20 protein-coding genes and 2 pseudogenes are annotated in these 25,603 nt (G+C 37.8%); all 22 read left to right on the top strand.

Features of this window, described 5'->3' with window-relative positions; all coding sequences use genetic code 11:
- Positions 1 to 103: 103 nt before the first annotated feature.
- A complete protein-coding gene (locus tag IGI52_RS16830; RefSeq protein ID WP_438781780.1) occupies positions 104 to 1,318 on the top strand; it encodes an MFS transporter in 1,215 nt (404 codons plus the stop codon).
- A gap of 623 nt (positions 1,319 to 1,941) precedes the next feature.
- Positions 1,942 to 2,478 (top strand): signal peptidase I, encoded by a 537-nt coding sequence (gene lepB, locus IGI52_RS16835; protein WP_438781781.1) that lies wholly within the window; start codon positions 1,942 to 1,944, stop codon positions 2,476 to 2,478.
- A gap of 51 nt (positions 2,479 to 2,529) precedes the next feature.
- Positions 2,530 to 3,708, top strand: a complete 1,179-nt coding sequence (locus IGI52_RS16840; RefSeq protein ID WP_438781783.1) for a DUF7601 domain-containing protein — start codon at positions 2,530 to 2,532, stop codon at positions 3,706 to 3,708.
- Position 3,709: 1 nt separating this feature from the next.
- Positions 3,710 to 4,666 (top strand): class B sortase, encoded by a 957-nt coding sequence (gene srtB / locus IGI52_RS16845; protein ID WP_438781785.1) that lies wholly within the window; start codon positions 3,710 to 3,712, stop codon positions 4,664 to 4,666.
- Positions 4,656 to 5,312, top strand: a complete 657-nt coding sequence (locus IGI52_RS16850; RefSeq protein ID WP_438781787.1) for a Spy0128 family protein — start codon at positions 4,656 to 4,658, stop codon at positions 5,310 to 5,312. The genes srtB and IGI52_RS16850 overlap by 11 nt, the downstream gene beginning before the upstream one ends.
- Positions 5,313 to 5,446: 134 nt before the next feature.
- Positions 5,447 to 9,835 carry an SdrD B-like domain-containing protein gene (locus tag IGI52_RS16855; protein WP_438781789.1) on the top strand — a complete coding sequence of 1,463 codons (4,389 nt, stop codon included), beginning with the start codon at positions 5,447 to 5,449 and terminating at the stop codon, positions 9,833 to 9,835.
- Between the two features lie 255 nt (positions 9,836 to 10,090).
- The gene (locus IGI52_RS16860; protein WP_438781791.1) at positions 10,091 to 10,318 is read left to right on the top strand and encodes a hypothetical protein; all 228 of its coding nucleotides are present in this window, start codon (positions 10,091 to 10,093) and stop codon (positions 10,316 to 10,318) included.
- 3 nt (positions 10,319 to 10,321) lie between these two features.
- The gene (locus IGI52_RS16865) at positions 10,322 to 10,588 is read left to right on the top strand and encodes a hypothetical protein (RefSeq protein WP_438781793.1); all 267 of its coding nucleotides are present in this window, start codon (positions 10,322 to 10,324) and stop codon (positions 10,586 to 10,588) included.
- A 206-nt stretch (positions 10,589 to 10,794) separates the two neighbouring features.
- Positions 10,795 to 12,042, top strand: a pseudogene (locus IGI52_RS16870) (IS256 family transposase).
- Positions 12,043 to 12,225: 183 nt separating this feature from the next.
- A complete protein-coding gene (locus IGI52_RS16875; protein ID WP_438781795.1) occupies positions 12,226 to 12,714 on the top strand; it encodes a hypothetical protein in 489 nt (162 codons plus the stop codon).
- Between the two features lie 478 nt (positions 12,715 to 13,192).
- Complete coding sequence (locus tag IGI52_RS16880) at positions 13,193 to 13,555, top strand: DUF2620 domain-containing protein (protein ID WP_438781797.1); 363 nt, start codon at positions 13,193 to 13,195, stop codon at positions 13,553 to 13,555.
- 21 nt (positions 13,556 to 13,576) lie between these two features.
- Positions 13,577 to 14,893 carry a YhfT family protein gene (locus tag IGI52_RS16885; RefSeq protein WP_438781799.1) on the top strand — a complete coding sequence of 439 codons (1,317 nt, stop codon included), beginning with the start codon at positions 13,577 to 13,579 and terminating at the stop codon, positions 14,891 to 14,893.
- A 15-nt stretch (positions 14,894 to 14,908) separates the two neighbouring features.
- On the top strand, positions 14,909 to 15,781 hold the full coding sequence (locus IGI52_RS16890) for a phosphotriesterase family protein (protein WP_438781801.1): 873 nt from the start codon (positions 14,909 to 14,911) through the stop codon (positions 15,779 to 15,781).
- 15 nt (positions 15,782 to 15,796) lie between these two features.
- Positions 15,797 to 16,888, top strand: coding sequence for an aminotransferase class V-fold PLP-dependent enzyme (locus IGI52_RS16895; protein WP_438781802.1), 1,092 nt, complete (start codon positions 15,797 to 15,799; stop codon positions 16,886 to 16,888).
- A 16-nt stretch (positions 16,889 to 16,904) separates the two neighbouring features.
- A complete protein-coding gene (gene yhfZ, locus IGI52_RS16900) occupies positions 16,905 to 17,828 on the top strand; it encodes a GntR family transcriptional regulator YhfZ (RefSeq protein ID WP_438781804.1) in 924 nt (307 codons plus the stop codon).
- Between the two features lie 102 nt (positions 17,829 to 17,930).
- Positions 17,931 to 18,284 (top strand): hypothetical protein, encoded by a 354-nt coding sequence (locus tag IGI52_RS16905; RefSeq protein ID WP_438781806.1) that lies wholly within the window; start codon positions 17,931 to 17,933, stop codon positions 18,282 to 18,284.
- Position 18,285: 1 nt separating this feature from the next.
- Entirely contained in the window at positions 18,286 to 19,440 is a 1,155-nt protein-coding gene (locus IGI52_RS16910; RefSeq protein ID WP_438781808.1) for a YhfX family PLP-dependent enzyme, read from the top strand.
- Positions 19,441 to 19,444: 4 nt separating this feature from the next.
- Positions 19,445 to 20,659 (top strand): phosphopentomutase, encoded by a 1,215-nt coding sequence (locus IGI52_RS16915; RefSeq protein ID WP_438781810.1) that lies wholly within the window; start codon positions 19,445 to 19,447, stop codon positions 20,657 to 20,659.
- A 62-nt stretch (positions 20,660 to 20,721) separates the two neighbouring features.
- On the top strand, positions 20,722 to 21,762 hold the full coding sequence (locus tag IGI52_RS16920; protein ID WP_438781812.1) for an amidase family protein: 1,041 nt from the start codon (positions 20,722 to 20,724) through the stop codon (positions 21,760 to 21,762).
- A 358-nt stretch (positions 21,763 to 22,120) separates the two neighbouring features.
- Positions 22,121 to 22,352, top strand: a pseudogene (locus IGI52_RS16925) (IS3 family transposase); the annotation flags it as partial.
- An 820-nt stretch (positions 22,353 to 23,172) separates the two neighbouring features.
- Positions 23,173 to 24,486: an immunoglobulin-like domain-containing protein gene (locus tag IGI52_RS16930; protein WP_438781813.1), complete on the top strand. Its 1,314-nt coding sequence runs from the start codon at positions 23,173 to 23,175 to the stop codon at positions 24,484 to 24,486.
- A gap of 279 nt (positions 24,487 to 24,765) precedes the next feature.
- Complete coding sequence (locus IGI52_RS16935) at positions 24,766 to 25,506, top strand: winged helix-turn-helix domain-containing protein (RefSeq protein ID WP_438781815.1); 741 nt, start codon at positions 24,766 to 24,768, stop codon at positions 25,504 to 25,506.
- Positions 25,507 to 25,603: the final 97 nt, after the last annotated feature.

The following is a 25,603-nucleotide window of genomic DNA, read 5'->3' on the forward strand; positions in this document are numbered from 1 at the left end:
GGAATTCTTATGTGTGCTTCGATGCGTTTGAAAATTAACCGATTCGCCAAATAATTAACGTATGACGAACTTTTTGTTTGTTCAAACGACAAACAAAGGAGCAATGATGGAAAAACAACAGTGGAGAAAGAAGTATTTAACAATTTTATCTGGACAGACAGTTTCCTTGATCGGAAGCTCGGCCGTTCAGTTTTCATTGATTTGGTGGCTGACCAACGAATCAAAATCAGCGATCATGTTGTCTTTAGCAGGACTTTTCGCCTATTTACCTCAAATGTTCTTAGGTCCTTTTGTCGGTGTCTGGCTGGATCGGCTGAAACGAAAATATGTGGTGATTTTTGCTGATTTATTTATGGGGCTTGTTGCATTCGTGCTGTCTATGTGGTTCTTATTAGGACAACCGGGCTTTGCTGTAGTGATCGTGGCGTTGTTCTTGCGGGCATTGGCAAATGTCTTTCACACACCCTCGATCCAAGCGATCGTACCATTGCTGGTTCCAGAAGAGAAACTGGTCAAAGCCAACAGCTGGAACCAATTTTTACAATCTGGGGCGTTTATGCTGGGGCCGGTTTTAGGAGCTGCAATGTTCGCGGTGATGCCCTTGTGGCTGGTTCTACTAACGGACTTGATCGGTGCATTGGCTGCCTCCTTCACCTTGTGGATTGTGGCAGTACCAAATATTGTTCGCAATGATGAACATCCGCAACATTATTTTCAGGAGCTGAAGGATGGATTCAATGTATTTAGAGAAGATCCGCCGATGTTGGTGGTTATGATCTTTTCCTTTTGCATTATGATTTTCTATTTACCGTTGGGCACACTATTTCCTTTAATGACAAATGTTCATTTTGAATTGTCCGCCTGGTTTGCTAGTATGGTGGAGTTTTCTTACGCAGCTGGAATGATGATCAGTGCATTTCTGATTGGAATGAAAAAGGAATGGCGGGAAAAATTATTAGCAGCACAGTTGTCATGTGTCGGATTAGCCCTCACGTTTATCGGTAGCGGCTTAGCGCCTGCAAACCAAAACGGTTACTGGCTGTTTGTCTTTTTCTGTATTCTGATGGGCGGCGTGGGAAATCTGTACAACATTCCCTTTACGACTTACCTGCAAGAAACAGTGGCACCAGAAAAACTGGGTCGGGTTTTTTCTTTGTTTGGTAGCGTGATGTCCGCCGCCATGCCTGTTGGTTTATTACTGGCAGGGCCCTTTTCAGAAAAGCTGGGAATCGCACGCTGGTTTTTGATTTCAGGAATTTTGACGCTATTCTTTAGCCTTTTATGTTTAGTGTTTTATCGCCGAGCGAAAGTGAAATGAAACTCATTTTAAGTTTCAGACTGTAGATAAAAAGCTGTACCAAACTCGTAATTCCGAGCTTGGAACAGCTTTTTATCTGGTCTTTTTCTGTGTGAGTTGTTAACACAATATGATGAGCTAATCAATACCCAAGATACAGCTGAAAAAAACTGTGCTGAATTAATAAAAGAAACGGCTACACTTTCAGAGGGTGGTCTCGTTTTTATGAGGAATAAAGCGAGCTATTTAACTTAAGCATGTTTAGTTAGAAATTTTATTAATAAAATTATTTCGCTTAATACAAATAACTGTTTGTATAATAATTTTAGTTTTTTAAATAATTTGTTAATAGATAGTGGTTTATTCATATATTTATTTAGAAATACGTTGGCATTGAATGACTGTATAAAAAAATAAAACGATTATTTGATTTTAAATGAATATTAAATTTAAAAAAATATGATATTTCCATTAGTTTGTATATTGAGTGTCAGATGTTTATATGTTAATGTTATGTTATAAAGTAATTGTGATGTGTTTGAAATGTATAAAATATTGATAACTGAACTTATTTATATAACAAAGTAGTTAGATGTTTTTTTGTTGAAAAAGCTAGCAGCACTTTAGCATCTTGAGGTGGAAAAATGATCGAGAAAAAGGAATTAGAAAACAAACGGAAACCAGATTCTCCGTTACTTAGAGAAGAGATTTTTTCTCTAATTGTGAAAGTGATGATCACGATTGCATTTGTCTATGTTGTATTGACATTTGTCTACGGGGTGACACGTTACACAGATGATTCAATGAGTCCAGCTGTGAAAGCTGGAGATGTACTTTTGTACTATCGGTTGAACAAGAATTACGTAGCTTCAGATGTTCTTGCCTTGGAATATGAAGGAGAGGTACAGACCCGACGTGTCGTGGCGATTGAAGGTGACACTGTGGATATTACAGAAGAAGGGGTGATCATCAATGGCAACCTTCAAGTAGAAACACAAATATATGATGAAACCTTGCCTTATGTAAAAGGAATTGATTATCCGGTAAAAATTGGAACGGGTCAAGTATTTGTTTTAGGAGATAAACGGACTGTTGCGGTTGATAGTCGAGTCTATGGTCCGATTGATGTGAATGATTCACTAGGAAAAGTGATTACTATTTTGCGAAGGAGAAACATATAAAATCTTAAAAACAACAAAAATAGTATATGAATGATTTGAGGGGGAAAGATTATGAGGAAATATTTGAAAAAAATGATGTTCGGATTAGCAGTAGTAAGTGCAGTAGTTGGTATGGCTCTAGCAGCAACGACAAAGGTAAGCGCAGAGGATATATTATACGAACAAGAAGCAGTAGTAACAAAGGAAATCAAAATACCTCAAGGGGTGATGGTTCCAGATATTACCTTTGAATTTAAGGTAGAAAAGTTGGGGACTGAAGACACGGATGGTGTGGTGACTCCAGATAGTACGCAGCCGGAGTGGTCTATTCCATCAATTACCTTTTCGAATGCAGACAAAGGAACAGCGGACAATAAAGTAGTGAAATCTACGGATGATTTAATGGCCACGATAAAAGGATTAGGTTTCACTCATGCTGGTGTTTATCTGTATAAGGTTACGGAAAAAAAAGAGAATCCAGCAAATGTCATTACTCATTACTCTGAAGCGGAGTACACAGTAAGGGTTTATGTAGAAAATACAGACACTGGTGTGGTGGTCGTCAAGGGAATTACTGTTTTGAAGGTAAAGAATGATGATGGCGGAGATAATGGAACAAAGGTCGATCCAACGCCAAATCCAAGCGATTACGGTGGAAGTGAATTTCGGTTTGTCAATGAATTTTGGGACGCTACGAATTTAGAGGTGGAAAAACAAGTTAAAGGGAATTCAGCAGATAAAAACAAAGCGTTTAAGTTCAAAATCAGCTTGAATGTGCCGACTCTCGTAGCGGCCCCAGGGGATCGTAAAATTACTTATACCTTATCATCAGATCCTAGTAATGAGATTGAATACAGCATGAATCCAATTGAGATTTCATTGAAACATGGAGAAAAAATCAACTTTAAGAACCTGCCAGTTGGTTCAACTTATCAGGTAGTAGAAACGATTGCAACGGGCTATGAGCCTTCCGCGGTAGTGACTGGTAGAGGAACGAATGGTACAGTAAAGGAAGCAGAAGAAGGCTTGACTGACTATACTGTGACGGTTGTTGAAGACTCAAAAGAGATCACGGATCTACTAGTTGACGCGGAAAAGGACGGGACAACAAACAAAACAACGGTAACCAATACCTTAAAGGATCCTAGCATTACTGGGGTCATTACGGACAACCTACCCTTTATTTTGATGATACTAGTGGCGGGAGCAGGGATTGCTTTCCTAACCATTTCAAAACGAAGAGCGCAATAGAATGTCAGAGTCGGAAAGGAACTCTAAAAAAACAACTGTTTCTTTCAGTGTTCGTTTAGTACGTCAGCTGAGTCAGATTATTGATCGTGTAGTAATAATCATTTTATTACTGCTATGCGCCTATGGAATATATGGTATATGGGATACCAATCAGTTGCTTTCCAGCGCACAGGCTTCGAATTTGCAGCAGTATAAGCCTAAAGAGGACGATCTTTCATTCCAAGAATTGAAAAGGCTCAATCCTGAAGTGATTGCTTGGTTAACGGTTTATGGGACGAAGATTGATTACCCCATTACACAGGCTGATAACAATCAAAAGTATGTGAATACCAATGTAATGGGCGATTATTCTCTAGCTGGCAGTCTGTTTTTGACAAGTGAGAACGCTGCGGATTTTTCTGACTTTAATAACATTATTTACGGCCACCATATGGATAAGGAAGCGATGTTCGGCGGATTGGATCGGTTTCAACAAAAGCAGTATTTTAATCAGCATCAATACGGCAATCTCTTTTACGAGGGAAATGACTATGGGATTGAATTTTTTGCTTTCATTAGAGGGGATGCTTACGACTGGCGCTTGTATGATCCGGGAATTCAAGAGCCAGCTGCTCGTGAAGCCTATTTAACGTATTTGCTGGAGCAGGCGAGTCAGACACGAGATCTTAAGGTGAGCGGAAATGACCGGATCGTTTTACTAAGTACTTGTGCCTCTGAACCAACGAACGGCCGACACATTTTTGTGGGAAAGCTTCACAATACGCCTTTTAAGGATCCATTTTATAAGAAGAAAGAGAAGCGTCCTTTTTTAGGGATTGATGTGCAGAACTGTTGGAAAAAAATTCAGAATCTGCCGCGTTGGCCAATTATCCTCCTTTCAGTGATTTGGCTTATTGTGCTTCTTAGAGTTTTTTTAAAGAAAAAATTTGGTAGGAGGGGCAAGCCAGATGATGAATAAGTGTTGGAATAACGGCTACTTGCTATTTTTCACTCTCCTCGCTAGTATTTTTCTATTGATGCCAGAAGCTTCTGCTCAGGCTGCGATTCGTATTCCAATTGAACAGGAATTTCGCAGCGACTCGAACTCTGTGAAACAGAGTGAGAAAATAGGTATCTATCAACTGGATCCTTTAGCAAAAAGTAATCCAATGCCTTACGGAAAAACACCTTTTCAGTTTAAATTAGTAGGAAATCAAAAAAGTGTGATTGAGGGATTTACCTTTTTGCAGGAAGGAACATACTCCTATAAGCTGTACCAGCAGCCAGTGGGAAAATCAGACTTTTCCTATGATGATCAGGTGTATCTGATCACAGTTTATGTAATGAACACGACAGATGGACGGAAAGAGGAAGTGACGGTCGAGAACAAAGAGAAGCTGAAAGTAATGACAGCTTCATTTATCAATCACCAATCTGAAGTAATTACTGGAAATACTAGCTCTGACCTGTCAAATACGAAGGATAAGGAGCAAAAAGCAGTCACTGATTCAAAACGTCGACTGCCGAATACCGGTCAATTAGCGGAGAATATCTGGGTCATAGGGTTATTCCTATTACTTATCATTTATATCTTACATCATCAAAAAAAATGTACCAGCGAATGACATGGGTATGGGGAGGTGTCGATTCAACCAAGTTTGAATCGACTCTTTATTCTTTTCTCTAAGTGTGTGATATCTGTGTCATTCTTATAAACAAAAGAGTAAGGAAATAATGAAAAACAAGGGGGTTTGACAAAGTGAGAGAGAAAAGAATCATACGGCGTAAGATTTCAGCTTATCTTTCTAGTTGGCTAGTATGCACACTTTTTTTAGCGAACCTTCCTTTTTCAATCATTCATGCGGACTCGATTGAACCGACAACTATAAATGAATCTCATGAAATACACCAAGATCCGTTAGCTTCTTTTTCAGAGACAACTGGATATCAGGAGGTGCAGGAGTCAACGAACGTGGATAAAATTGCAGAATCAACAAAAACCACGGAGAAAACAGAATCAATGGCAACTTTGGAAACGGAAGCAAGTTCTGAAACGGAGTCAGCAGCTGAGCAGATTGCTAATGGCAGGATTATGGGAACTGTTTGGTTAGATGAAAATGAGGATGGTCTACATAATAAAACAGAACAACCGCTTGCGGCGATTGAGTTGCAACTAATGGATGGACAGGATAAGAGTCGGCTGATCAAAAAAACGGTAACTGATTCTGCTGGAACGTATAAATTTACAGATTTAGAAGCAGGGCAGTATTACGTCGCTATTAGTGAACAAAAGCTGATGGAGGATAGTTATACGGCATCGAAATCAAGTACTGATAATAAATTCTCGAAGGATCCGAAGCAGCAGCTTTCTTATACAGAGAGGCTAACAATAGAAGAAAGCAATGTTCTTGCAGGTGTAGATGCTGGATTGATAGGAGTTTCGTCGCGGGAGATACCAAGCATTTACGAGGTCTATGATTCAGAGAATGCACTGCTGGTAATAGAATCTAGCTTAAAAGCGGCTGTGGACTATTGTAATTCAGCGGCAGGTTCCACCTTTACAATCACAGTTAAAGCGGATGATCCAGAACAAGGATTAGAGGCAGAAATCAAGCAGGAAAAAGATATTACGTTAACCTCTGCTGCTAACTCTGCTGCTATACGTACGATTACCCAAAATATCGAAGAATCAGTCGATAGTTCAGGAAATGAACAAAACAAGCGTCATATCGTTGTGGAAAATGGTGCCAAGTTAACCTTAAGGAACATCATTTTAGCAGGCGAAGGCAAGGTGTATAATGCAGATCAATGGAGTCCTGCGAATGGCGGTGTAAAGGTAAAAGGAGGCACCTTGCTGGTTGGCGAAGGCGCTATGATCACTAAAACCTTTGGTAATAAGGGCGGTGCGATCGAGGCGGAAACGAACAGCCAAATTTATTTACGATCGACAGGTGCGATTTTGCGCAATCAATCTAGTGATACCGCTGGCGGAATATACGCTCAGGGAAGTAGTGTCGAGCTTTCAGATACTAGCTGCGTTTCTGAAAATGTCGGGCAATGGCGTGTCGGTGGCATTTATCTAAACAATAGTTCATTGAGAATAGAGGACGATGCAAAGCTCTCTACCAATGTCGCTAAGCACGGTGAAGCTGGGGGGATTAAGGCGGAAAACAATAGCAGTATTACGATGATCAACGGAGCGATCGAGGATAATACAGTTGAGAAAAGTGAGACTGAGGGTTCATGGAACGCTGGATCATTTGGCGGCGGAATTTACATGAATGGTGGGAAACTTACACTACAGGATACTCGGGTCCATCAAAACACCGCAAGTGACGCAGGTGGTGGTATCTATGCGGATAATACCGAGCTCATGTTGACTCGTGTTGAAATCAACAGCAATGAGACGAAGCTAGGAGATGGGGGCGGTATTCATCAAAGTGGCAGTTCATTAACGTTGAATGAAACGAAGTTCAGCGGCAATCGAGCAACTGGTAATGGCGGTGGGCTTTATGCTAATAATAGCTCAGTAGAAATAACCGACAGTGATTTTGGGAGTCAGACTGAAGCAGTGAAGGCCAATCAAGCTCACAATGGCGGCGGTATTTTTGTCAAAGAGAACCAGTTGACGATAACTAATGGAAAAATTGATGGCAACAACGCGGTTGCAGATGGTGGCGGTATTCGGGTCAGCGGCGGTGCAATTTTGAAGATTCGCAAAACAGGAGATCATAATACGAGCTTTACAAAAAATACAGCGGCATACGGTGGCGGTATTTCCGCGAATGAGGATAGCAAGATTACCTTAGAGGATGTCACGATTCATAACAATACTGCCTCTCAACGTGGCGGGGGCGTTAATCTGGATGGTGTAGATACACGTTTGACGATGGTAAACGGTACGGTAAGTGAGAATGAGGGTCTTCAATGTGGTGGGATTCTTGTAGATAAAGCTATCGTAGAAATAGAAAATGTAAAGGTGATAGGAAATCACGCAACCGGTAATCAAGCAGGATCAGGTTATGGTGGTGGTATCCTGATTGAAACTCAAAGTAATGGACAGGGAGGTTGGCTGGCAGGCAAGTTGACAGTTACAAATAGTGAATTTTCGAACAATCTCGCTTTTGATGGTGGTGCCATTTATTCCAGTAAATATAGCCAAAAGCTAACTATTACCGATTCAGTCTTTCATGGCAATCAGGTTCGTCATCATGGCGGTGCGCTATTTATTGATGCCACTATCACAGAGCTATTCGGTACAAAGATTCTTTCAAATTATGCGAATAGATATGGCGGAGGGCTCAAAATCGGTGATCATTCGGAGCTGATGATGACGGGAACTGCCGTTATTAACAGTAGCACTAGTGTCATTGAAGGGAATATAGCGCGTTACGGTGGTGGCCTTTCTGCCAATGATGGAAGTAAGATTGCACTAAAGGATACCTTTGTTCTTAATAATAAAGCAAAATACATTGGTGAAGACGATGCTGAACTGGTGGAAAATAGTCATGCTATAGTGGATGAAACAGAGGCCAGCAACAAGGGTGGCGATGGTGGCGGTATAAATCTTGATTTACCAGAAACCAAATTTACGATGGAAAATGGTAAAATAAACGGAAATCATGCGGATGCTAGCGGCGGCGGCTTGTTCGCTACCGCGGAAGCGGAGTTTGTCCTTGGCAGTGTTTCTAGTGAGGTTTTGATTGCGGACAATACTGCAGATTTACAAGGTGGCGGGCTATTCCTCAAGCAAGATGTTAAAGGAACGATTACAAATAGTCTAGTAGAGAATAATTCTACTGAGGTAAATGGTGGCGGTGTTCGGCTTGAAAAAAACGCGAATTTCACTATTCAAAATAGTCAAATAAATAGAAATACAGCAGCGTACGGCGGTGGTGTTTCGGCGAACACAGCTAGTACTGTGGATATGAATGGAACTGAAAGTGAAATATCTGAAAATGTTGCGGCTAACTTAGGCGGCGGTGTGAATATTGATAATGCCAACACCGTCTTTACTTTGAATGAAGGATCACTTGCCCAAAACTCTGCTCGAAACGGTGGGGGTGTTTTTGCTAGTGACTATGCTCAATGTTTAATGACTGGCGGATTCATTACACAAAATTCGGCGATCAATAATGGCGCGGGAGCCTATTTGCAGAGTTCCGCTATGATACTGATAACGGATGGGAAAATTTCAAAGAATACCGCACAAAGAAGCGGTGGCGGGATTTTTACCGAGGATTATTATTACCAATCTCCAGTAGATGCTACTAATTTTTATAAGAACATCACTGTTACAAGTCCCGGAGAAGTAACGGAGGATAATCGTTCTCAATGGAAGCAAAAATTGCCTGAGGTAACTGGTGAATTAAAGTTCGATAAGACGTATCTTAATGACTATCAGGTAAACTATTTTCCAGATTCTGTGAAAATTGTTTACGATCCAAATGGCGGTGGCGGTCTTCCTTATGAGGAAAGGTATCTTGATGGAGAAACGGCGGAAATTGCGACGATCCGTTCAGAAAAGGATTTAAACTTTACACCGCCATCAGAGAACTATGTCTTTTTATATTGGAGTGAAAGTTCTGATGGCACTGGCACAAGATATAGCACAGAAGGAACCGATTCGATAACAATGGATAGCGACAAATATCTTTATGCTATCTGGGGTCCACCTACGACTCTTTCTGGTACTGTTTTTCTTGATAGTAATAGAAACAGCATTTATGATTCAAACGAGATATTAGAAAATCGCACGGTCACATTGTACAAGAAAGAGAATGATGGATATGAGAAGGTGGAATCCACCGTTACAAATCAAGACGGAAAATATTATTTCGCAGTGACGGATAAGGGAACCTATAAAATTTCGGTAAAGGTCACTGATGGAGAATATGGAAAGTACGGATTTGTCAAAAAAGGAACGACGGACTTCAGCAGTCATATCAATCAAGACGGTTACTCTGATCCACTACTGATCGATATCGGCAATGAATTAAAGCCCATTCTAAATGCGGGTTACGTAGAATCGGTTGTTGAAGCAGGTATCAAATTAAACGAAACCAATTGGTTTTTCTATCTCATTCTGTTGCTTCTAGTCAGTCTAGTATTGAAACGTTTTTCTTTAATGCGTAAGTGGGTGAATTAGAAGTAACTCTGTAATTACTGTGTATATCACTACAGGTAGATTTGGTACTGCCAGTATGGAAATGCTCGCTAGCGTACCATTTCTATTGATGATAGGTGTGACTGGACAAAAGATGAAAAAGTGAAGCCAAAATCCTAATTGCTAAGGACTTGGGCTTTGGAAGAGTGATTATACATTTAGGTAAGATAAAGACTAACCATTAGATGTATCGTTTAAGTTTTATATGATACAATTCAATCGAAGGGATGAGAATACATGAATAATACGGGCGAGAAAAAATATTGTGATCCTATTAAGAAGATAAAATTCTCTAAAAACCATTTAAATCAAATAAAAGGAATTGCAGAAGCAATTATTGATTATGATCCGGAGTTAACTAAAGAAATCTATAATGCTGCTGATGACGAAACTGAAAAAATGTTTCGAGATATCAGACTCAATACAGCCAACCAAAACATTCAAATTGGGGATTATGTGATTTGAGTAGTGGCTAATATATTACGAGATGAAAAAAAGAAAATAAATTATGTTACTGGCAAAGGAAAGTATCTAAAAGCAAGTGATAAGTTGATATCAAAGGTTTTATTAAATGATAAAAATAAAGGAAATATTTCTGAATTTTGCAGGAATAACAGAATCCACAGGAGCAAGTATTACAGAATACTAAGAAGAAATTTGAAGCACCAAAGTGATGTTGAGCGGGTTGAGAAAATTGCAAGAAAAGTGCTTCATAGTCCAAACACAGAAAACTAGAGTGCAATATAAAACGCGTAAGTAACCATTTAACGGCCCTTTGTCAATAGGACTGATAGAGTGATATAAGAACATCTAAGGTAGAATTGATTTTCTGCTTTAGATGGAGAGTGTAATATAAACCGTGTAAGTAGCCATTAATCCTAGGCAGGTGGTTGCTTCGCGGTTTTTCTTTTTCTAAAATAAGATCAATAGGTGAGTACACGATGGCTAGAAAGAAAAGAAATCCTGATGCCGAAAAGTTAGCTGAATCCATTCTGAATGTCTATCAACCTGAATCTGTCGATGACATGCAAGATGCTTTGAAAGAGGTGTTTGGTCCCCTTTTTGAAAAAATGCTTCAAGGAGAATTGAATAACCATTTAGGTTATGATGCCCATTCTAAAGAGCCTAAGGAACACGATAATCGTCGAAATGGCTATGAAAATAAAACGCTTAAAACTAGTTTTGGTGAAGTAGCTATTGATGTTCCTAGAGACCGGGGAGCTTCCTTTGAACCAGAGTTAATTCCTAAGAGAAAACGAGATGTCTCCGACATCGAAGGGAAGGTTCTTTCCATGTATGCACGAGGAATGAGTCAACGGGATATTGCCGCAACCGTCGAAGATATTTATGGCGTTGATATTTCCCATGAAATGATTTTAGATGTCACTGACGCTGTCCTTCCTGAATTGGAAGAATGGCAAGCCCGCCCTCTAGCCAAGTGCTATGCCTTTCTATTCGTTGATTGTATGTATGTTACTTTACGAGAAAATTATGAAGCCAAAGAATATGCTGTATATACCATTCTTGGCTATGATTTCAAATGAAATAAGGAGATTTTAGTATTATGATTAAATCAAACAGAATCTAAAAATCGCTGGATGCAAGTATTTGATGAACTGAAAGTACGTGGTGTCGAAGATGTCTTTTTCATTTCGATGGACGGTGTTTCTGGCCTCGAAGAAGGCGCAAAAGCGAGCTTTCCATCGGTAATTGTTCAGCGCTGTATTATTCATCTTGTTCGAAATGCATTGCGCTATATTCCAAGTAAGGACTATAAGGAAGTCTGCCGAGATATGAAAAAGTTCTACGGTGCTTCGCCTCTAAACGCTGCACATGCTGCTTTTGACAGTTTTCAAAATCGGTGGTCTCATTATTCTGGTGCTGTAGATGTCTGGAAACGGAACTTTGCACATGTTGAACAACTATTTGATTATGGTAGTGCCATTCGAAAAATTATGTACACTACCAATGTGGTTGAAAGTGTCCACTCCAGCTTCAGAAAAGTCACAAAAAAAGGAGTGTTCTCTAATGAGAATGCACTCCTAAAACTACTTTATTTACGTACGAAAGAATTACACGTGAAGTGGTCAGGTGGTCGAATTCAAAACTGGGCTATGGTGCTTAATCAGTTAATGATCAACGAGGCCTTCTCCTCTAGAATTGAAAAGTATGCGATCTACCTTCCGTAACAACGGTAGGTTTATTCAACTACGTGTCCAATCAAAATTTGTCTGATTTCAAAATAGCCAAGAGAATTATGGTTGTTAAAAACTCTTAACTATTTAACTTCCACAGTTTAGTTGACAAACCCAATTCAAGTCTCTACAGATACGATCCCCAATAAACCTGGCAGGTATAGCATTAAGTATTAGTTGAAGGACCATTCTGGCAATGAAGTCGTTCAAATAAGAAAAACAACGGTTTTGAATCCAACAGATATTCCATCTAAGGAAAGTTTAATCGAGAAGACAGTAATATCTCCAACCAAAGAAGATGAAATGTCGGCAGATACCAATTCAGTTGAAGGAGCGTACGATGAAGCCACATTGTCGTCTGAAACGGGCGGTCAACAACAGTCAACTATATCTACACTTTCTTTTTTAGGATCAACGATTCCATTTATTCATGCAAATGGTGCGGGTGGTGGTACTTGGACTAGGGCAGGGGCTGTTGATGATAATGCGCCGATTCATTTCATAGAGCATAATCCGGGAGATTTTTCACCGGCTATGAATATTACTATAGGAACACCTATTACCGTTGTCAACGAACAGGGAAACACGAAAACGTATACCGTTTATGAAGTATTGAACGTAAATGATGATGGAATGAATGCAGACAAACTTTCAGATAATACTTGAAATCGTGTGATAGAGGAAGGCGGTGAACGAATTTCTTTACAAACTTGTATTACAGATAGCGTGAATCGAATTGTACTTGCTAGATAGTTAGAAAGTACAATTCGGATGGAAATCTCTCAGTAGCATTTCAATCAATAAATTGCTAAGATTTTTAGCTGTCTGAAAAACGAGCAAGTGGGAACAAGTTTGAGCTCTCTTGCTCCTTTTTTTCTGGCTAGTCTAGCCGATTCATTGTAATGAAATAGGGGCGTCAAAGTAACTTTAAACAACAGCTGAGAACGGTTAAGTGCTCCTTTTTATTTGTACTAGCTAGCCGTAAAGATGATGAGAATTAGAAAACGTTCATTTTTGTTATGAAATAAGCATTTAAAAAAGAAAGGGGTTGCAATTAATTTTAACTGCGGTTACAATACATTTTGTAATTATTAATTACTTACCAATATACAAAAAAATGTACATTCGATCAGGAGGAATTATTATGAAAAAAATTGTAGTAGGTGGACAGATTGACAAACCTGAAGTGAAGGAGCTGGTTGAAAAATTTGGTGATAACCAATACGAAATTGAGATCAAAAGTGACTTGGAAGCAGCAATGGCTGTAAAAAATGGACAAGCTGAGTATTATGTTGGAGCCTGTAATACAGGTGGTGGCGGCGCTTTAGCCATGGCTTTAGCTTTACTCGGTCATGATAATTGTGTAACCGTTTCAATGCCGGGAAAACTAATGCCAGAGGAAGAGATTCGTGAAAATGTTCGTTCTGGAAAACAAGCTTTTGGATTTACAGCTCAACATAAAGAAATTGTGATTCCAATTATTATGGACGAACTTAAAAAACAATAGAAAGACAATGGAGGAAAGAAGATGGATTCGTCAAAAATTATTGAATTAATTGCAATCGCGCTACTTGGTGGTTTGTGTGCAGTGCTAGCAAATAAAGGAATTGCTGTCTTTAATGACGGCCTCCGACCAATCGTGCCAGAGTTTTTAGAAGGTAAGATTGGTAAAAAAGAAATCGCTGCCACTAGTTTTGCTTTAAGTTTTGGATTAGTTATTGGATTTGGAATACCTGTTTCTATTGGTGCTTCCATTCTACTAGTTCATAGTGTGTTATTAATGACTGATATCATTGGATCATGGGCGCCAGAAGGAAAAACCGGTATGATCATTGCTGCATGTGTTGGTGCAGTATATGGCGTTGGATTAGTTTTGGGACTTCAGGCAGTGGTTGATCTATTCGCAATGTTGCCGATAAACTTCATGGATTCACTTTCTCAAGTAGGATCTCCAGTTGTCATTGGTTTTAGTATTTTTCCTGCGGTGGCTGTTGCAAGTCAGCATGGTTACAAAAAAGGAGCTATTTCATTTGGCGCTACATTGTTGACATTGTTTATTGTAAAAAGGTTTGGTACATTTGACTTAGGAAATGGCGCTACGTTAACGCTAAGTGCTGAAGGAATGTCACTACTTGTTGGTATGATCTTTATGATTGTTTATGCTATTCAAGTAAAAAGTGATGGTAGTAACTCAAATGAAAATCTTGTCAGTGTTTTTTTGGAACGAGTGAATAGAATTAAGAAAAACTGGATTTGGCTTTCTATTACTGGTGGTTTAGTTGCTGCTTCATCAAGCTTGATGATTATTGCAGGAGACCCAATTTCTCTAAGTTTACTTTCAGAAGGGAAAATGAGCGAAGCAGCATTAGCAGCTTTTGCTAGAGGTATTGGATTCATTCCGTTAGTATTCTCTACAGCAATCGTTACAGGTGTATATAGTCCCGCCGGAACAACTTTTGTGTTTGTAGCAGGTATTTTATTACATGGGAATCCAATCGTAGCGTTTTTTGTAGGTGTAGTATTAATGTTTGTGGAAGTTCAATTATTAAGTTTAATGGCAAAAGCACTAGATAAATTTCCGGGAATCCGTGAAATGGGCGAGCACATTCGTACAGCGATGAATAAAGTTCTAGAGGTTGCGTTATTAATTGGTGGGGCAACGGCTTCAGAACAAATCGCACCAGGAATCGGCTATTTTTGGGTTATTGGCTTGATGTTGCTAAATAGAAAAGCAAAGAAACCAGTTGTAGAATTAGCTGTTGGACCAATTGCAGCAATCAGTTTAGGGGTAATCGTAAATGTTCTATACTTAGTTGGGCTATTTGTTCCAGTTGTTACAAAATAGGAGGTATCAAACTAGATGTTACTTGATGGAATAACTTACATGCATGAGCACACAACGATTGATTTATCACGTTTAAAAAATATTGATGACACAAATTTAAATTGTTTTGATGAAACTGTTTCAGAATACAAAAAATTGTATATTAAAGGTGTGCGTAATATTGTTGATGTGACGAATATGGATATGAGAAGAAATCCGGAGTATGTTCAAAAAGTTGCTGATTTATCAGGAATAAATGTCGTTCAATCTACTGGATTTTATCAGGATAAATTCCTTCCAGAATTCGTAACAAATGCAACTGTTAATCAATTGACGGAATTCATGGTTAAAGAAATTGAAAGTGGAATTGCTGATACATCAATTAAAGCTCAAATCATTGGTGAAATAGGGACAAGTAAAGATATTATGACTGAGCGTGAATGTAAGGTTTTTACTGCTTCAGTGATAGCTCAAGAACATACTGGAGTCCCAATTACTACACATACTACTTTAGGAACCTATGGACACGAGCAAGTTGATTTCTTTAAAAAGCATAATGCGAATTTAGAAAAAATTGTTATTGGACACGTTGATCTAACAGGAAATGTCGATTACATCTTGCATATGTTGGATCAAGGAGTGTATGTTGAATTTGACACAGTTGGTAAAGAAAACTATCAACCAGATTTATTACGAGCTACGATGTTAAAAGAAATAGAAAAAAGAGGATATGATGATAAAGTTTTTCTTTCTATGGATATTACACGGAAATCGAATTTGGAGTACAAGGGTGGAATCGGTTATTCTTACTTGCTAGATAAGTTTGTCCCATTAGCACTCGAAATAGGTGTTTCTGAACATTTTATCAAAAAAATGCTTCAATATAATCCTCAAACATTTATGAATTAGGAGTGGATCGACACTATGGAAGCATTTCCTTTGAAAAGTTTAACAATCGAAGAAGCTACAAAGTTGCAATTCAAATTGGTAGATTCAATTACGAACCATTTTTCTGGTGATGAAATTTTAACTAGAGGAGATCTCGGAGTAGTCAAAGGATTGAATCAACCAAGAACTACCAACAAAGTTGAAAAAGTATTGGCTGATTTTTTCAGTGCTGAAGCTGCTATGCTAGTACGTGGTTCAGGAACGAATGCAATTAGACTTGCGCTACATGCTGTTGTCGGAGTGGGAAAAACATTAATGGTTCATGATGCTCCAGTATATCCAACAACCCAAGTCTCTATTGATATGCTAGGTATAAACTTAGTTTATGCAGATTTCAATGATCTTAATAGTGTTATAGAAATACTTAAAGAGAAAAAAATTGATGGGATTTTGATTCAAGTAACCCGTCAAAAAATTGATGATTTATACGATCTGAAAAATTTGATCTCAAATATTCGCTCATTGAAAAAAGAAATACCTATTGTGACGGATGACAATTATTCTGCATTAAAAACAGAGGGAATCGGATCACAATTTGGAGCAACGTTAGCTTGTTTTTCGACATTTAAGCTGTTAGGTCCTGAAGGAATAGGCTGTATCGTTGGAGACAGTGATGCGATTGAACGACTGAAGAAAGAGAACTACTCGGGTGGCGGTCAGGTTCAAGGCCATGAATCAATAGATGTATTAAGAGGCATGATTTATGCTCCAGTATCTTTAGCTATTTCAGCGCGAGTTAGTGAAGAAGTCAGCGATCGGATCAATAACCATGAAATTGAAGGATTGGAAGAAGCCTTTATTGTTAACGCTCAATCAAAAGTGATTGTAGTGAAGATTACTAAACCAAATGCAAAAAAGATAATTAAGGCAGCGACGAAGTTTGGAGCTTTACCAAATCCAGTAGGAGCAGAATCTAAATATGAATTTGCACCGTTAGTTTATAGGGTGTCGGGAACTTTTAGAAAAGCAGATCCTACCGCAGAAGACACAATGATTCGTATCAATCCTAATAGAGCGGGAGCGGATACGATTATCAATATTTTAAAAAAGGCGATGGCGAGTATTTAAAGAATGAGGGGTTTATATGGGAGAAGAATTTTTAAAGAAAAAGGGACTTGTTGTAAACTATTTGGCTTCCGATCTATTACAGAAAAAAAAGGGTGATCGGGTACTAAGTGTGACTGAATATCAAAAAAAGTTTGAAGTTTCTCGGGGAACAGTACAAAACGCTTGGACATTTTTGAAAGAAGTAGAAGCAATCAAAGTAAAAAGTCACGGACATATGGGAACATTTATTGAAGACATTGATTATAGTATTTTACAAGAATATGCGTTATCAGACACTATTCTTGGAACGATGACTTTACCATATTCAAAGCTTTATGAAGGATTGGCTACTGGAATTTACGATGTGTTCAAGGAAAATAATATTAAGTTGAACTTGGCCTATATTCGAGGTTCGAAGGAAAGAGTACGTTCTATTGCAAATAAAACTTACCGTTTCGCTGTTGTTTCGAAATTTGCCGCAGAGCAAGCAATCTCTAATGGAGAACCAATAGAAATTAGTCTTAATTTTGGTCGACATTCTTATCTAAGTGAGCACGTCTTGCTTTTTCGAGATAAGAATCAGAAGAAGATTGAAAAGAATATGAAGATAGCCATTGACTATAGCTCAATTGATCAGCAGCTTTTGACTAAAGCGATAATTAAAGATGAACAAGTAGAGTACGTTGAAATGCAAGGACATCAAATTATTGCAGCTCTTCAAAAAGGACAAATTGATGCCGGTATCTGGAACTTTGATGAAATACGTGATAAGAACTATCAAGGATTTCACCATGTTCCTTTGACTGAAAGTGAAATGGAGAATGATATGAGCACATCAGTAATCATTACTCAAAAAGATGATTCATCAATGAAAGCATTCTTCCAAAAAAGTGTAGACAAGGAAAAAATTCTGTTTATTCAAAAAGAAGTGTGTGATGGAAAAATGATTCCTCAGTACTAGTTCCTTAAAATACTTCTTTCCCATAAAAAAATTTTTACTTATACGCCATGAAAACGATCCTTCAATAAATAAAACAATTTATTAGTAACTAGGGGGAATATCATGATTCGAGAAAAATTAGCAATATTACTTAGCTCTAACATTATTGATCAAGAAACACACGAATACGTTTTAAGTGTTTTAGATTATTTACTTAAAAATGACATTATCGAGGAAGAACAAAAAGCAGATGTCTTTTTGACTCATCTAGCTATGGCTGATATGCGTAGAAAGAAAAGCGAGACCATAAATGACTTAGAGTCGTTTATCCGCGCAGAAATTGAAGCAGATGCAAAATTTCTTCACTCAAAAGAATTATGGCAAGACCTTCAAGAAATGACCTCAAATAAGCACTTTGATGATGCAGAGTTAGATTACTTTTATCTTCATATCATCAATATGCTAAGGGAGGAATAGGATGTTTTTAGATGTCACTGCCCGAAGAAATTCAAAATTGATTGATGCAGCAGTTGAACTTCATCAAAAAGGGTTAATCCTTCCAGATACTTATATCTTGGACCTTGATACAATTGAAGAAAATACAATCAGTCTTGTTCAAGATGCAAAAAAACAAGGGATTCAATTATTTTACATGACAAAGCAATTTGGTCGGAATCCATATGTTGCGCAAAAAATTCATGATGCAGGAATCGAAAAAGCTGTTGTTGTGGACTTCAAGGAAGCATTAATCATGATGGAACAAGGGCTGCCACTTGGAAATGTTGGACATTTGGTTCAAATCCCCCAGCAACTTTTAAAAAGGATCATGCTTTACGGGACAGAGTACATTACAATCTATTCTTTGGAATCATTACAGCAAATTATCAATATTGCAATCGAGTTGAACATAAAACAAAAAGTTTTAGTCAAAGTAATTGAAAAGGATGACCAAATATATGAAGGTCAATTTGGCGGCTTTCACTTAGATGAATTACCAAGTATCGCTCATTTATCAAATGAAACAGATTTAGTTGAAATTGCAGGTGTAACTTCTTTTCCATGTTTTCTCTTTGATGGTGAATCGAAATTATTACCGACAAAGAATGTTGAAACGATAAAAAAAGCAAAAATGATATTTAAAGAATCAGGTATTGAAATTACTGAGGTGAATATTCCATCAGCCACCTGTCACGAAACCATGCCACTAATCAAGAGGATTGGAGGCACACAAGGGGAGCCTGGACATGCATTAACAGGAACTACACCTTTGCATGCCAAAATAGATTTACCTGAAAAACCAGCAATGGTATATGTAAGCGAAGTCTCACATAATTTAGATGGACAGGCTTATTTTTATGGAGGAGGCTACTATCGTAGAGGGCATTTTGAATCAGCTTTGATTGGAAATGAAGACACCTTAGTGAGGGATGCTGTTAACTCATTCAGTGATGAGAATATTGATTACTATCTTTCAACTCAAAATGAGCACCCGATAGGATCAACGGTTATTGCCGCGTTTCGAACACAAATTTTTGTCACTAGAAGTGATGTAGCAGTAGTATCTGGTATTCAAAAAGGAACAACAAGAATTGAAGGAATTTATGACAGTCTAGGAAATTTGATTAGAAGGTGAAACAATGGGAAGATTTGTCGTAATTGTTTTAGATAGTTTTGGCGTTGGAGCGATGGAAGATGTAAAGGAAGTTCGTCCAAGAGACATCGGAAGTAGCACAGCAGGACATATTATACAAAAGAATGAAGCCATTCATATTCCAACTCTTGAAAAATTAGGGTTAATGAATGCTCTTGGATATGAAATAGGCAACCATAAATTTTCAAAAGAGGCAAACTATGGAACCAGTAATTTAGCTCATCACGGAGCAGATTCCTTTTTAGGACACCAAGAGATTATGGGAACCACACCTAAAATACCTTTAATTCAGCCTTTCAATCAGAAAATTGATGAAATTGAAGAAAATCTTATTAAGCACGGCTACAATGTTAGACGTATAGGTGAAAAAGGAACACAAATCTTGGTGGTTAATGAAGTAGCAACCGTAGGTGATAATCTGGAAACGGATTATGGGCAAGTTTATAATGTATCCGCTTGTTTAGATTTAATCAGTTTTGAAGATCTAAAAAAACTTGGGCATGCTGTTCGAGAGGTTGTTCAAGTGTCTAGAGTTATAACATTCGGAGGACAGCAAATTACATTGGATAATTTGTTGAAGGCAAGAAAGGTTAAAAATAATGAGATTGCTGGGGTAGATGCTCCTGAATCAGGGGTTTATGATCACGGTTATCAAGTTGTCCATCTAGGTTATGGTATCGACAAAAACGTGCAAACGCCTACGATTTTAGATAAAGGAGAAATTCCTGTCTCTTTTCTTGGTAAAGTAGCGGATATTATCCAGACTGAGAGTAAACGATTATTTCCAGGAGTCGACTCAAATAGACTTTTCGATGACTTAATTCAAGAAATAAATGCGGTAGAACATGGTTTCATTGCGTTGAATATTCAAGAAACAGATTTAGCTGGTCACGCAGAAGACGTTGATAGATATTCAGATCGACTAGAACTCAGTGATCGACGAATCAAGGAATTGATTCCGTATTTGAATCAGGGGGATATCCTAATTGTTATGGCAGACCACGGGAATGATCCTACAATCGGTCATAGCAACCATACGAGAGAACGGGTACCATTACTAATTTATAGTCCAGGGATTCATGGAAGATATGTTGGTGAGCGAGAAACCCTGGCTGACGTAGGAGCAACAGTTGCTGATTATTTCAATGTTGATGCTCCGCAGAATGGGAAATCATTTTTAGCAGAATTATTATCAATCTAATTCGATGTACTCGATCTACGGTGATAAACTAGGTAGATCGAGCTTTTTATGGAGGGATGGATATGGAATTTCAAAGAATTCAAGAGTATTCACTGAAAACAAGCATGGCAATGGCAAATTTATTTCAATCAGTTATTACCGTTTATCCTAATTGCATTACAAATATCAATTCTGAAAATGACTACTATATAGGTGTCAAGCAAGCACCGTTGATTTCAGAATCATTTCTAAATCACTTAGAACAAAATGGGTTTCATCTTCACACGATTGATAAGGTAAGTCATAAAGGGAGAGGGATTGATATTGACTTAAAGAATCCAATTACAGGAAGATTCATGACTGGATCATCAAGCGGTACAGCATTGAATGTTTTTTATGGAATAAACGATCTTGGAGTTGGAACAGATGGTGGAGGTTCAGTACTATCTCCTGCAGCTGCGTTGAATTTAATTGGATATATTCATCCTAATCTTGGATCGGAATGGATAGATTACTCAAGATTTTCAAAGACATCAACAGATGGCATTCTTTTTACCCCGTCTCTTGGATTTATCAGTAGAGATTTGGAGTTAATAAAGAAGGCTTCAAAACTATTCATAAATGAGGATTTAGAAAAAAAGGCGATTAAGCTTGCTGTTGATTCTGAGATTTCTGAAAATGACTGGTTTTCAAAGAATCAATTTATGATAGTAGAACCCCATAATTTTGATTATAAATATGAAGCGAGTAGAGAAGATCTAATCAATGCTCTGGAAGTGCTTCTTTCTGATTTTGATATTGTTGTTTCAAAAGAGGGGCCTATTGATACTTATGGAATCGGAGAGACCCTTTTTGGACATTTTGATGAACAAACGAGAGCGATGCAGGTTCAGGGAAAAAAGGGGTTTATTCGTGTAGTGAATATGTGTAATCTAGTGGGTCTGATAGTTCCCAGCTCAGATTTTTCAACGGGGTATTTGATTGTAGGGAAAGTTCAAGATTCAATCGTAACTAGCATGTTTGAGTTAGCTGAAGTATTAATAGCTCAGGATGATGCGATGATTAATACTTATTTTTTAGATCAGCTATCTTATTTTTCTTATGGCTACAACCACAATAATTAGAGCGAAGTACTGTTTCTAGTTAATCATGTCTTTCAAAAGATGGAGGGCTTTTTTCGTAGTCGCAGGTTTACAGGTAGTGGTTAGCTTTATATTTTCCTTCAAGCCCTCGTATATCCATCCAACAGCACTGTGTTTAGCATAAAGATTCTTCCATGCATTTGTTTTACGAATTGGAGGACGTTTCTTTTTTATGTACGCTGAAAAAACGAATTTTAAATCATTCTGAAATTAGATCAAGTTAGCAAAAAGATGACTACAAGTTCCGAACAGGGGCTCGTGGTTATCTTTTTTTGCTTATGTAATAGCCCCTCTCTTTGTATAGATTCCGAAAAAATGTGAAAAAATTCTTTTTCAAAAATTTCAAGCAAAGGAGGACGAAAGCGAAACTGAGTTAGAAGAACTCATTCAAGAAGAAGTTTTCCGTAATCGAAAAGACTCTAACATACGAAAATTAAAGAAACTTAGCCAATCTTGGACTCCAAGTTAGTCGACGCAGAATCGGGTGAATCATGAAACAGCGAGGATTACAATCAATGTATACACTCGCTCATTTCAACGTGGAACCTTCTGCGTGTAAGAAAGTCAGATCGAACGTTTAATCAAGAAACGCCATTAGCAGCCTTGATTGGTCGATATTTTTCCAGTGATGAGATGGATGTCAAGACTGCGCATCCGTTTTTGCCCTCGTTTGATAAATAAATCAAAGCCTTGTTTTATAAGCTGGTGATGGGTTTTCCATGGAACATACCGTTTTTTGCTGTTGGTGTAGAGTGTCAGGATTGTCTGATCGATTTGTTCGTTCTCAAGCTCGCAATTACTGGCTGATGTTTGAGCTCTTTGTATTACGTGCTCGGAGCCTCCCCCATTACTCGTAAAAGCATTCGAGTCGGATACTTATCGCTTTCGTTTTTAATGAAAAGACTTTTACTGTGTAAAGTTACTTCGTGAATATAGCCATTGCTTTTTTTAGATTTCGTTCTCTTGACGCAGATGAGCCATTTCTTTTTCCATTTATTTGATCTGATCGGGAGTCAGCGAACTGCCAGTAACGGGAGGATTGCTTTTCTTCCATTTATAAATTGTTTGTTCTGCAATGCCATATTCAAGGGATCACGGGAAATTTCGGCGACTGGTTTGCCAGTTGCGACAAGTTGAAGGATCATGTCTTTTTTTCTTGACTATACTTTTTCATTTGGTGAACTTCCTTTCGTTTGAAGATATTATAGTCTTCTCAAAAATATGTCCACTAAATCATCCTAACACCATTGAATTTACTGGAGCGAAATTATTAAAAATAACTTATTTAGAAAGCAATCACTTACTTATTCGTTTACCCAAGGGTGTAAATATAAGGAAATTTTTTTTCTTTTATAGAGTAATCTTCTTTATAGCAAAGTTGGGAGGAAGATTATGAAGAAACAGATCTTAGTTGTGTTTAGTATAGTAATAGTTTTAAGTTTGGCAGTAATTGCCAACAGTAAGGAGTTTCATGCACAAACTTCCGATGTTCGAATATGCACGGTTTCTTTTGATTCAGAAAAGGAAAAGCTGGTTTCTGCATCAATGATCAAAACAAAACTTGAGAAAAAATATCAGATCGCAGATCGAGACTTAAGGTTCAGAAAAATTCCTAACCCATTAAAAAGTGAGGGAACTTACTATGTGGAATTTAACGATAAAGATGGTCTTTTTCATACTACAAAGATAAAAACAACTGTTTCTTTTACTGACAAAACTGGACCGAGTATCACGCAATTAATTAAAACAGTTTGTTATGGAAGTAATCTTAAATCAGAGACGCTTTTTAAAGCAGAGGATCGACATGACGGACTAGAATCCTCTGAGAAAATTCATATTCATAATTTGAATACGCATAGACTTGGTAAAAATATTGTTGAGGTAGAGGCTTTTGATAAAGCTGGCAATGAAACTAAGAGAGAATTTGAGCTGACAGTTGTGGATAAACAAAGCCCTGAAATTAAAAATATCGAGAATACTACACTTTCAATTGATCAAGCAGCATTATTTCAACCACTTCAAGGAGTTAAAGGACAGGATAATGTAGATGGCGATATATCTGATAAAATTCAGGCTTCACTAGCTACTGTTCCAAGTACACCGGGGATTTATTCTATTAACTATAAGCTAAAAGATCATGCAGGGAATGAAACAAAGGCGGTTCGAAAGGTCACTGTGGTGGAAAATGAAAATAAATCGGAACCTAAGACTCCGGCAGTATCAGTAAGTTCTGAGCAAAATAATGAAGCAAAAAATCAAATAGTCGATGATGCGGCTATTCCTCAAGAAGGGATTACATCTAAAAAGTTCGAAAAATCGGTAAATGCCACTGTGTCTTTTTTAGGAGTGACGATTCCTTATAGCCATACAAATGGGGCAGGAAGTGCTCCTGCTGCTGACTGTGGTACGTGGACTGGTACGGGAGCGGTGGATGATAATGCACCCACTCATTTTATTGGTCACAATCCTGGGGATTTTTCACCGGTCATGAATATCACAGTTGGTACTCCGATTACTGTGGTAGATAATCAAGGGCATTCAAAAATTTATACGGTATATGAGGTATTGAACGTAAACGATAATGGCATGAACGCGGACAACCCAACAGACGATACCTGGCCTAGAGTAATCGATGACGGTGGAGAGCGAATTTCGTTACAGACCTGTATTACAGATAGTGTTAATCGAATTGTATTAGCAAGATAAGAATGTTCTTTTCTTGTGTCAATCCGTGAAGAATTTTAAAGAAAATCAAATGTGGAAAATCTATCTAATTTTTTTAATGTGTTAGAGATATAACTTACTACAAATGTTTTAAACAAGAAAGGACAGCATATGCTTCTATTTATCATTACTCTAATTTCGTGTTTCGCTCCATTCGTAACTTTTTGTGTATTTTGTATCGTGGCGATTCAGGCGGAATTGGAAGACCATCAAAGGAAAGAATAGTTTTAGAAATCATTAATAAAGAAGGAGAACGTTTACTTGAAGAAAATTTTATTTTTAACCAAAAATGTTTTAGTGGATCAGGAATTTCAAAATGTACTTCAACAGTTAAGCTTTGAAGTGTTTTGTACAAATAGTTTTTTAGAGAAATTATTAAAAGAAGTTTCTACACCTATTATGCAAAAGATCAAGGATTGTTACGATACGATTCTTTTAAGTGAAACAATTTCCGATAGGGAGGTAGTTTATTTATTAAATGAACTTCAGCCTTATTCTTTCTCAATTGTTAGAAAAGACGACTCCAAACCAGAAGAGGAAGTAATGAAAGAAATGAAATCCTGCGGTTTGAAAGGATGGATTCATCCAGATGTGACAAAAAGCGAAATTAGAGAGCTGCTTACGGATTTTGAGTGTTTATCCATTGTTGATGAACAAAATCCTAAAAGCAATCTTGTGAAATTGTATAGGGTTCCGAATTTTTCAAAATTAGAACGATTGTTAGTCTGTATTTTATGTAAGTATCCTAATCAAACCGTTTCAAGAAATGAAATTTGCTATCAGCTTTGGAAAAAGAAGGCAACCAATTCAATGCTTTCTCATCTATCCTTTTTGATCAGCAAATTAAAGAATAAATTTGCTTTAATGGGTTTTGAAAATGATTGCATCTATACCACGTGGGGAGAGGGGTATAGATGCAACCAAGAAGTTCTTGATTGGTACACAGCAATGATTGATCCTAATGCGCATGATCAAAAGCAAAAGACTGGTTCGTGCAAGTAATTAAACAAAAATAAATGGGAGTATCTGTCCCAAGAAATTCTGTCCAGCCAATTTTATAAGTTGTTCAACAGCAATTACTAAGAAAAGTAGAGTTGTT

It is taken from the genome of Enterococcus sp. DIV0187 (assembly GCF_051713785.1).
Lineage (GTDB): Bacteria > Bacillota > Bacilli > Lactobacillales > Enterococcaceae > Enterococcus_A > Enterococcus_A avium.

What these genes read in the sequence shown, in the direction of transcription:
- IGI52_RS16910 (WP_438781808.1), top strand. Translation starts at nt 18,286, where the DNA reads ATGTTTTTAGATGTCACTGCCCGAAGAAATTCAAAATTGATTGATGCA.
- IGI52_RS16860 (WP_438781791.1), top strand. Translation starts at nt 10,091, where the DNA reads ATGAATAATACGGGCGAGAAAAAATATTGTGATCCTATTAAGAAGATA.
- yhfZ (WP_438781804.1), top strand. Translation starts at nt 16,905, where the DNA reads ATGGGAGAAGAATTTTTAAAGAAAAAGGGACTTGTTGTAAACTATTTG.
- IGI52_RS16880 (WP_438781797.1), top strand. Translation starts at nt 13,193, where the DNA reads ATGAAAAAAATTGTAGTAGGTGGACAGATTGACAAACCTGAAGTGAAG.
- IGI52_RS16915 (WP_438781810.1), top strand. Translation starts at nt 19,445, where the DNA reads ATGGGAAGATTTGTCGTAATTGTTTTAGATAGTTTTGGCGTTGGAGCG.
- IGI52_RS16930 (WP_438781813.1), top strand. Translation starts at nt 23,173, where the DNA reads ATGAAGAAACAGATCTTAGTTGTGTTTAGTATAGTAATAGTTTTAAGT.
- IGI52_RS16890 (WP_438781801.1), top strand. Translation starts at nt 14,909, where the DNA reads ATGTTACTTGATGGAATAACTTACATGCATGAGCACACAACGATTGAT.
- IGI52_RS16840 (WP_438781783.1), top strand. Translation starts at nt 2,530, where the DNA reads ATGAGGAAATATTTGAAAAAAATGATGTTCGGATTAGCAGTAGTAAGT.
- IGI52_RS16905 (WP_438781806.1), top strand. Translation starts at nt 17,931, where the DNA reads ATGATTCGAGAAAAATTAGCAATATTACTTAGCTCTAACATTATTGAT.
- lepB (WP_438781781.1), top strand. Translation starts at nt 1,942, where the DNA reads ATGATCGAGAAAAAGGAATTAGAAAACAAACGGAAACCAGATTCTCCG.
- IGI52_RS16920 (WP_438781812.1), top strand. Translation starts at nt 20,722, where the DNA reads ATGGAATTTCAAAGAATTCAAGAGTATTCACTGAAAACAAGCATGGCA.
- IGI52_RS16830 (WP_438781780.1), top strand. Translation starts at nt 104, where the DNA reads ATGATGGAAAAACAACAGTGGAGAAAGAAGTATTTAACAATTTTATCT.
- srtB (WP_438781785.1), top strand. Translation starts at nt 3,710, where the DNA reads ATGTCAGAGTCGGAAAGGAACTCTAAAAAAACAACTGTTTCTTTCAGT.
- IGI52_RS16895 (WP_438781802.1), top strand. Translation starts at nt 15,797, where the DNA reads ATGGAAGCATTTCCTTTGAAAAGTTTAACAATCGAAGAAGCTACAAAG.
- IGI52_RS16850 (WP_438781787.1), top strand. Translation starts at nt 4,656, where the DNA reads ATGATGAATAAGTGTTGGAATAACGGCTACTTGCTATTTTTCACTCTC.
- IGI52_RS16885 (WP_438781799.1), top strand. Translation starts at nt 13,577, where the DNA reads ATGGATTCGTCAAAAATTATTGAATTAATTGCAATCGCGCTACTTGGT.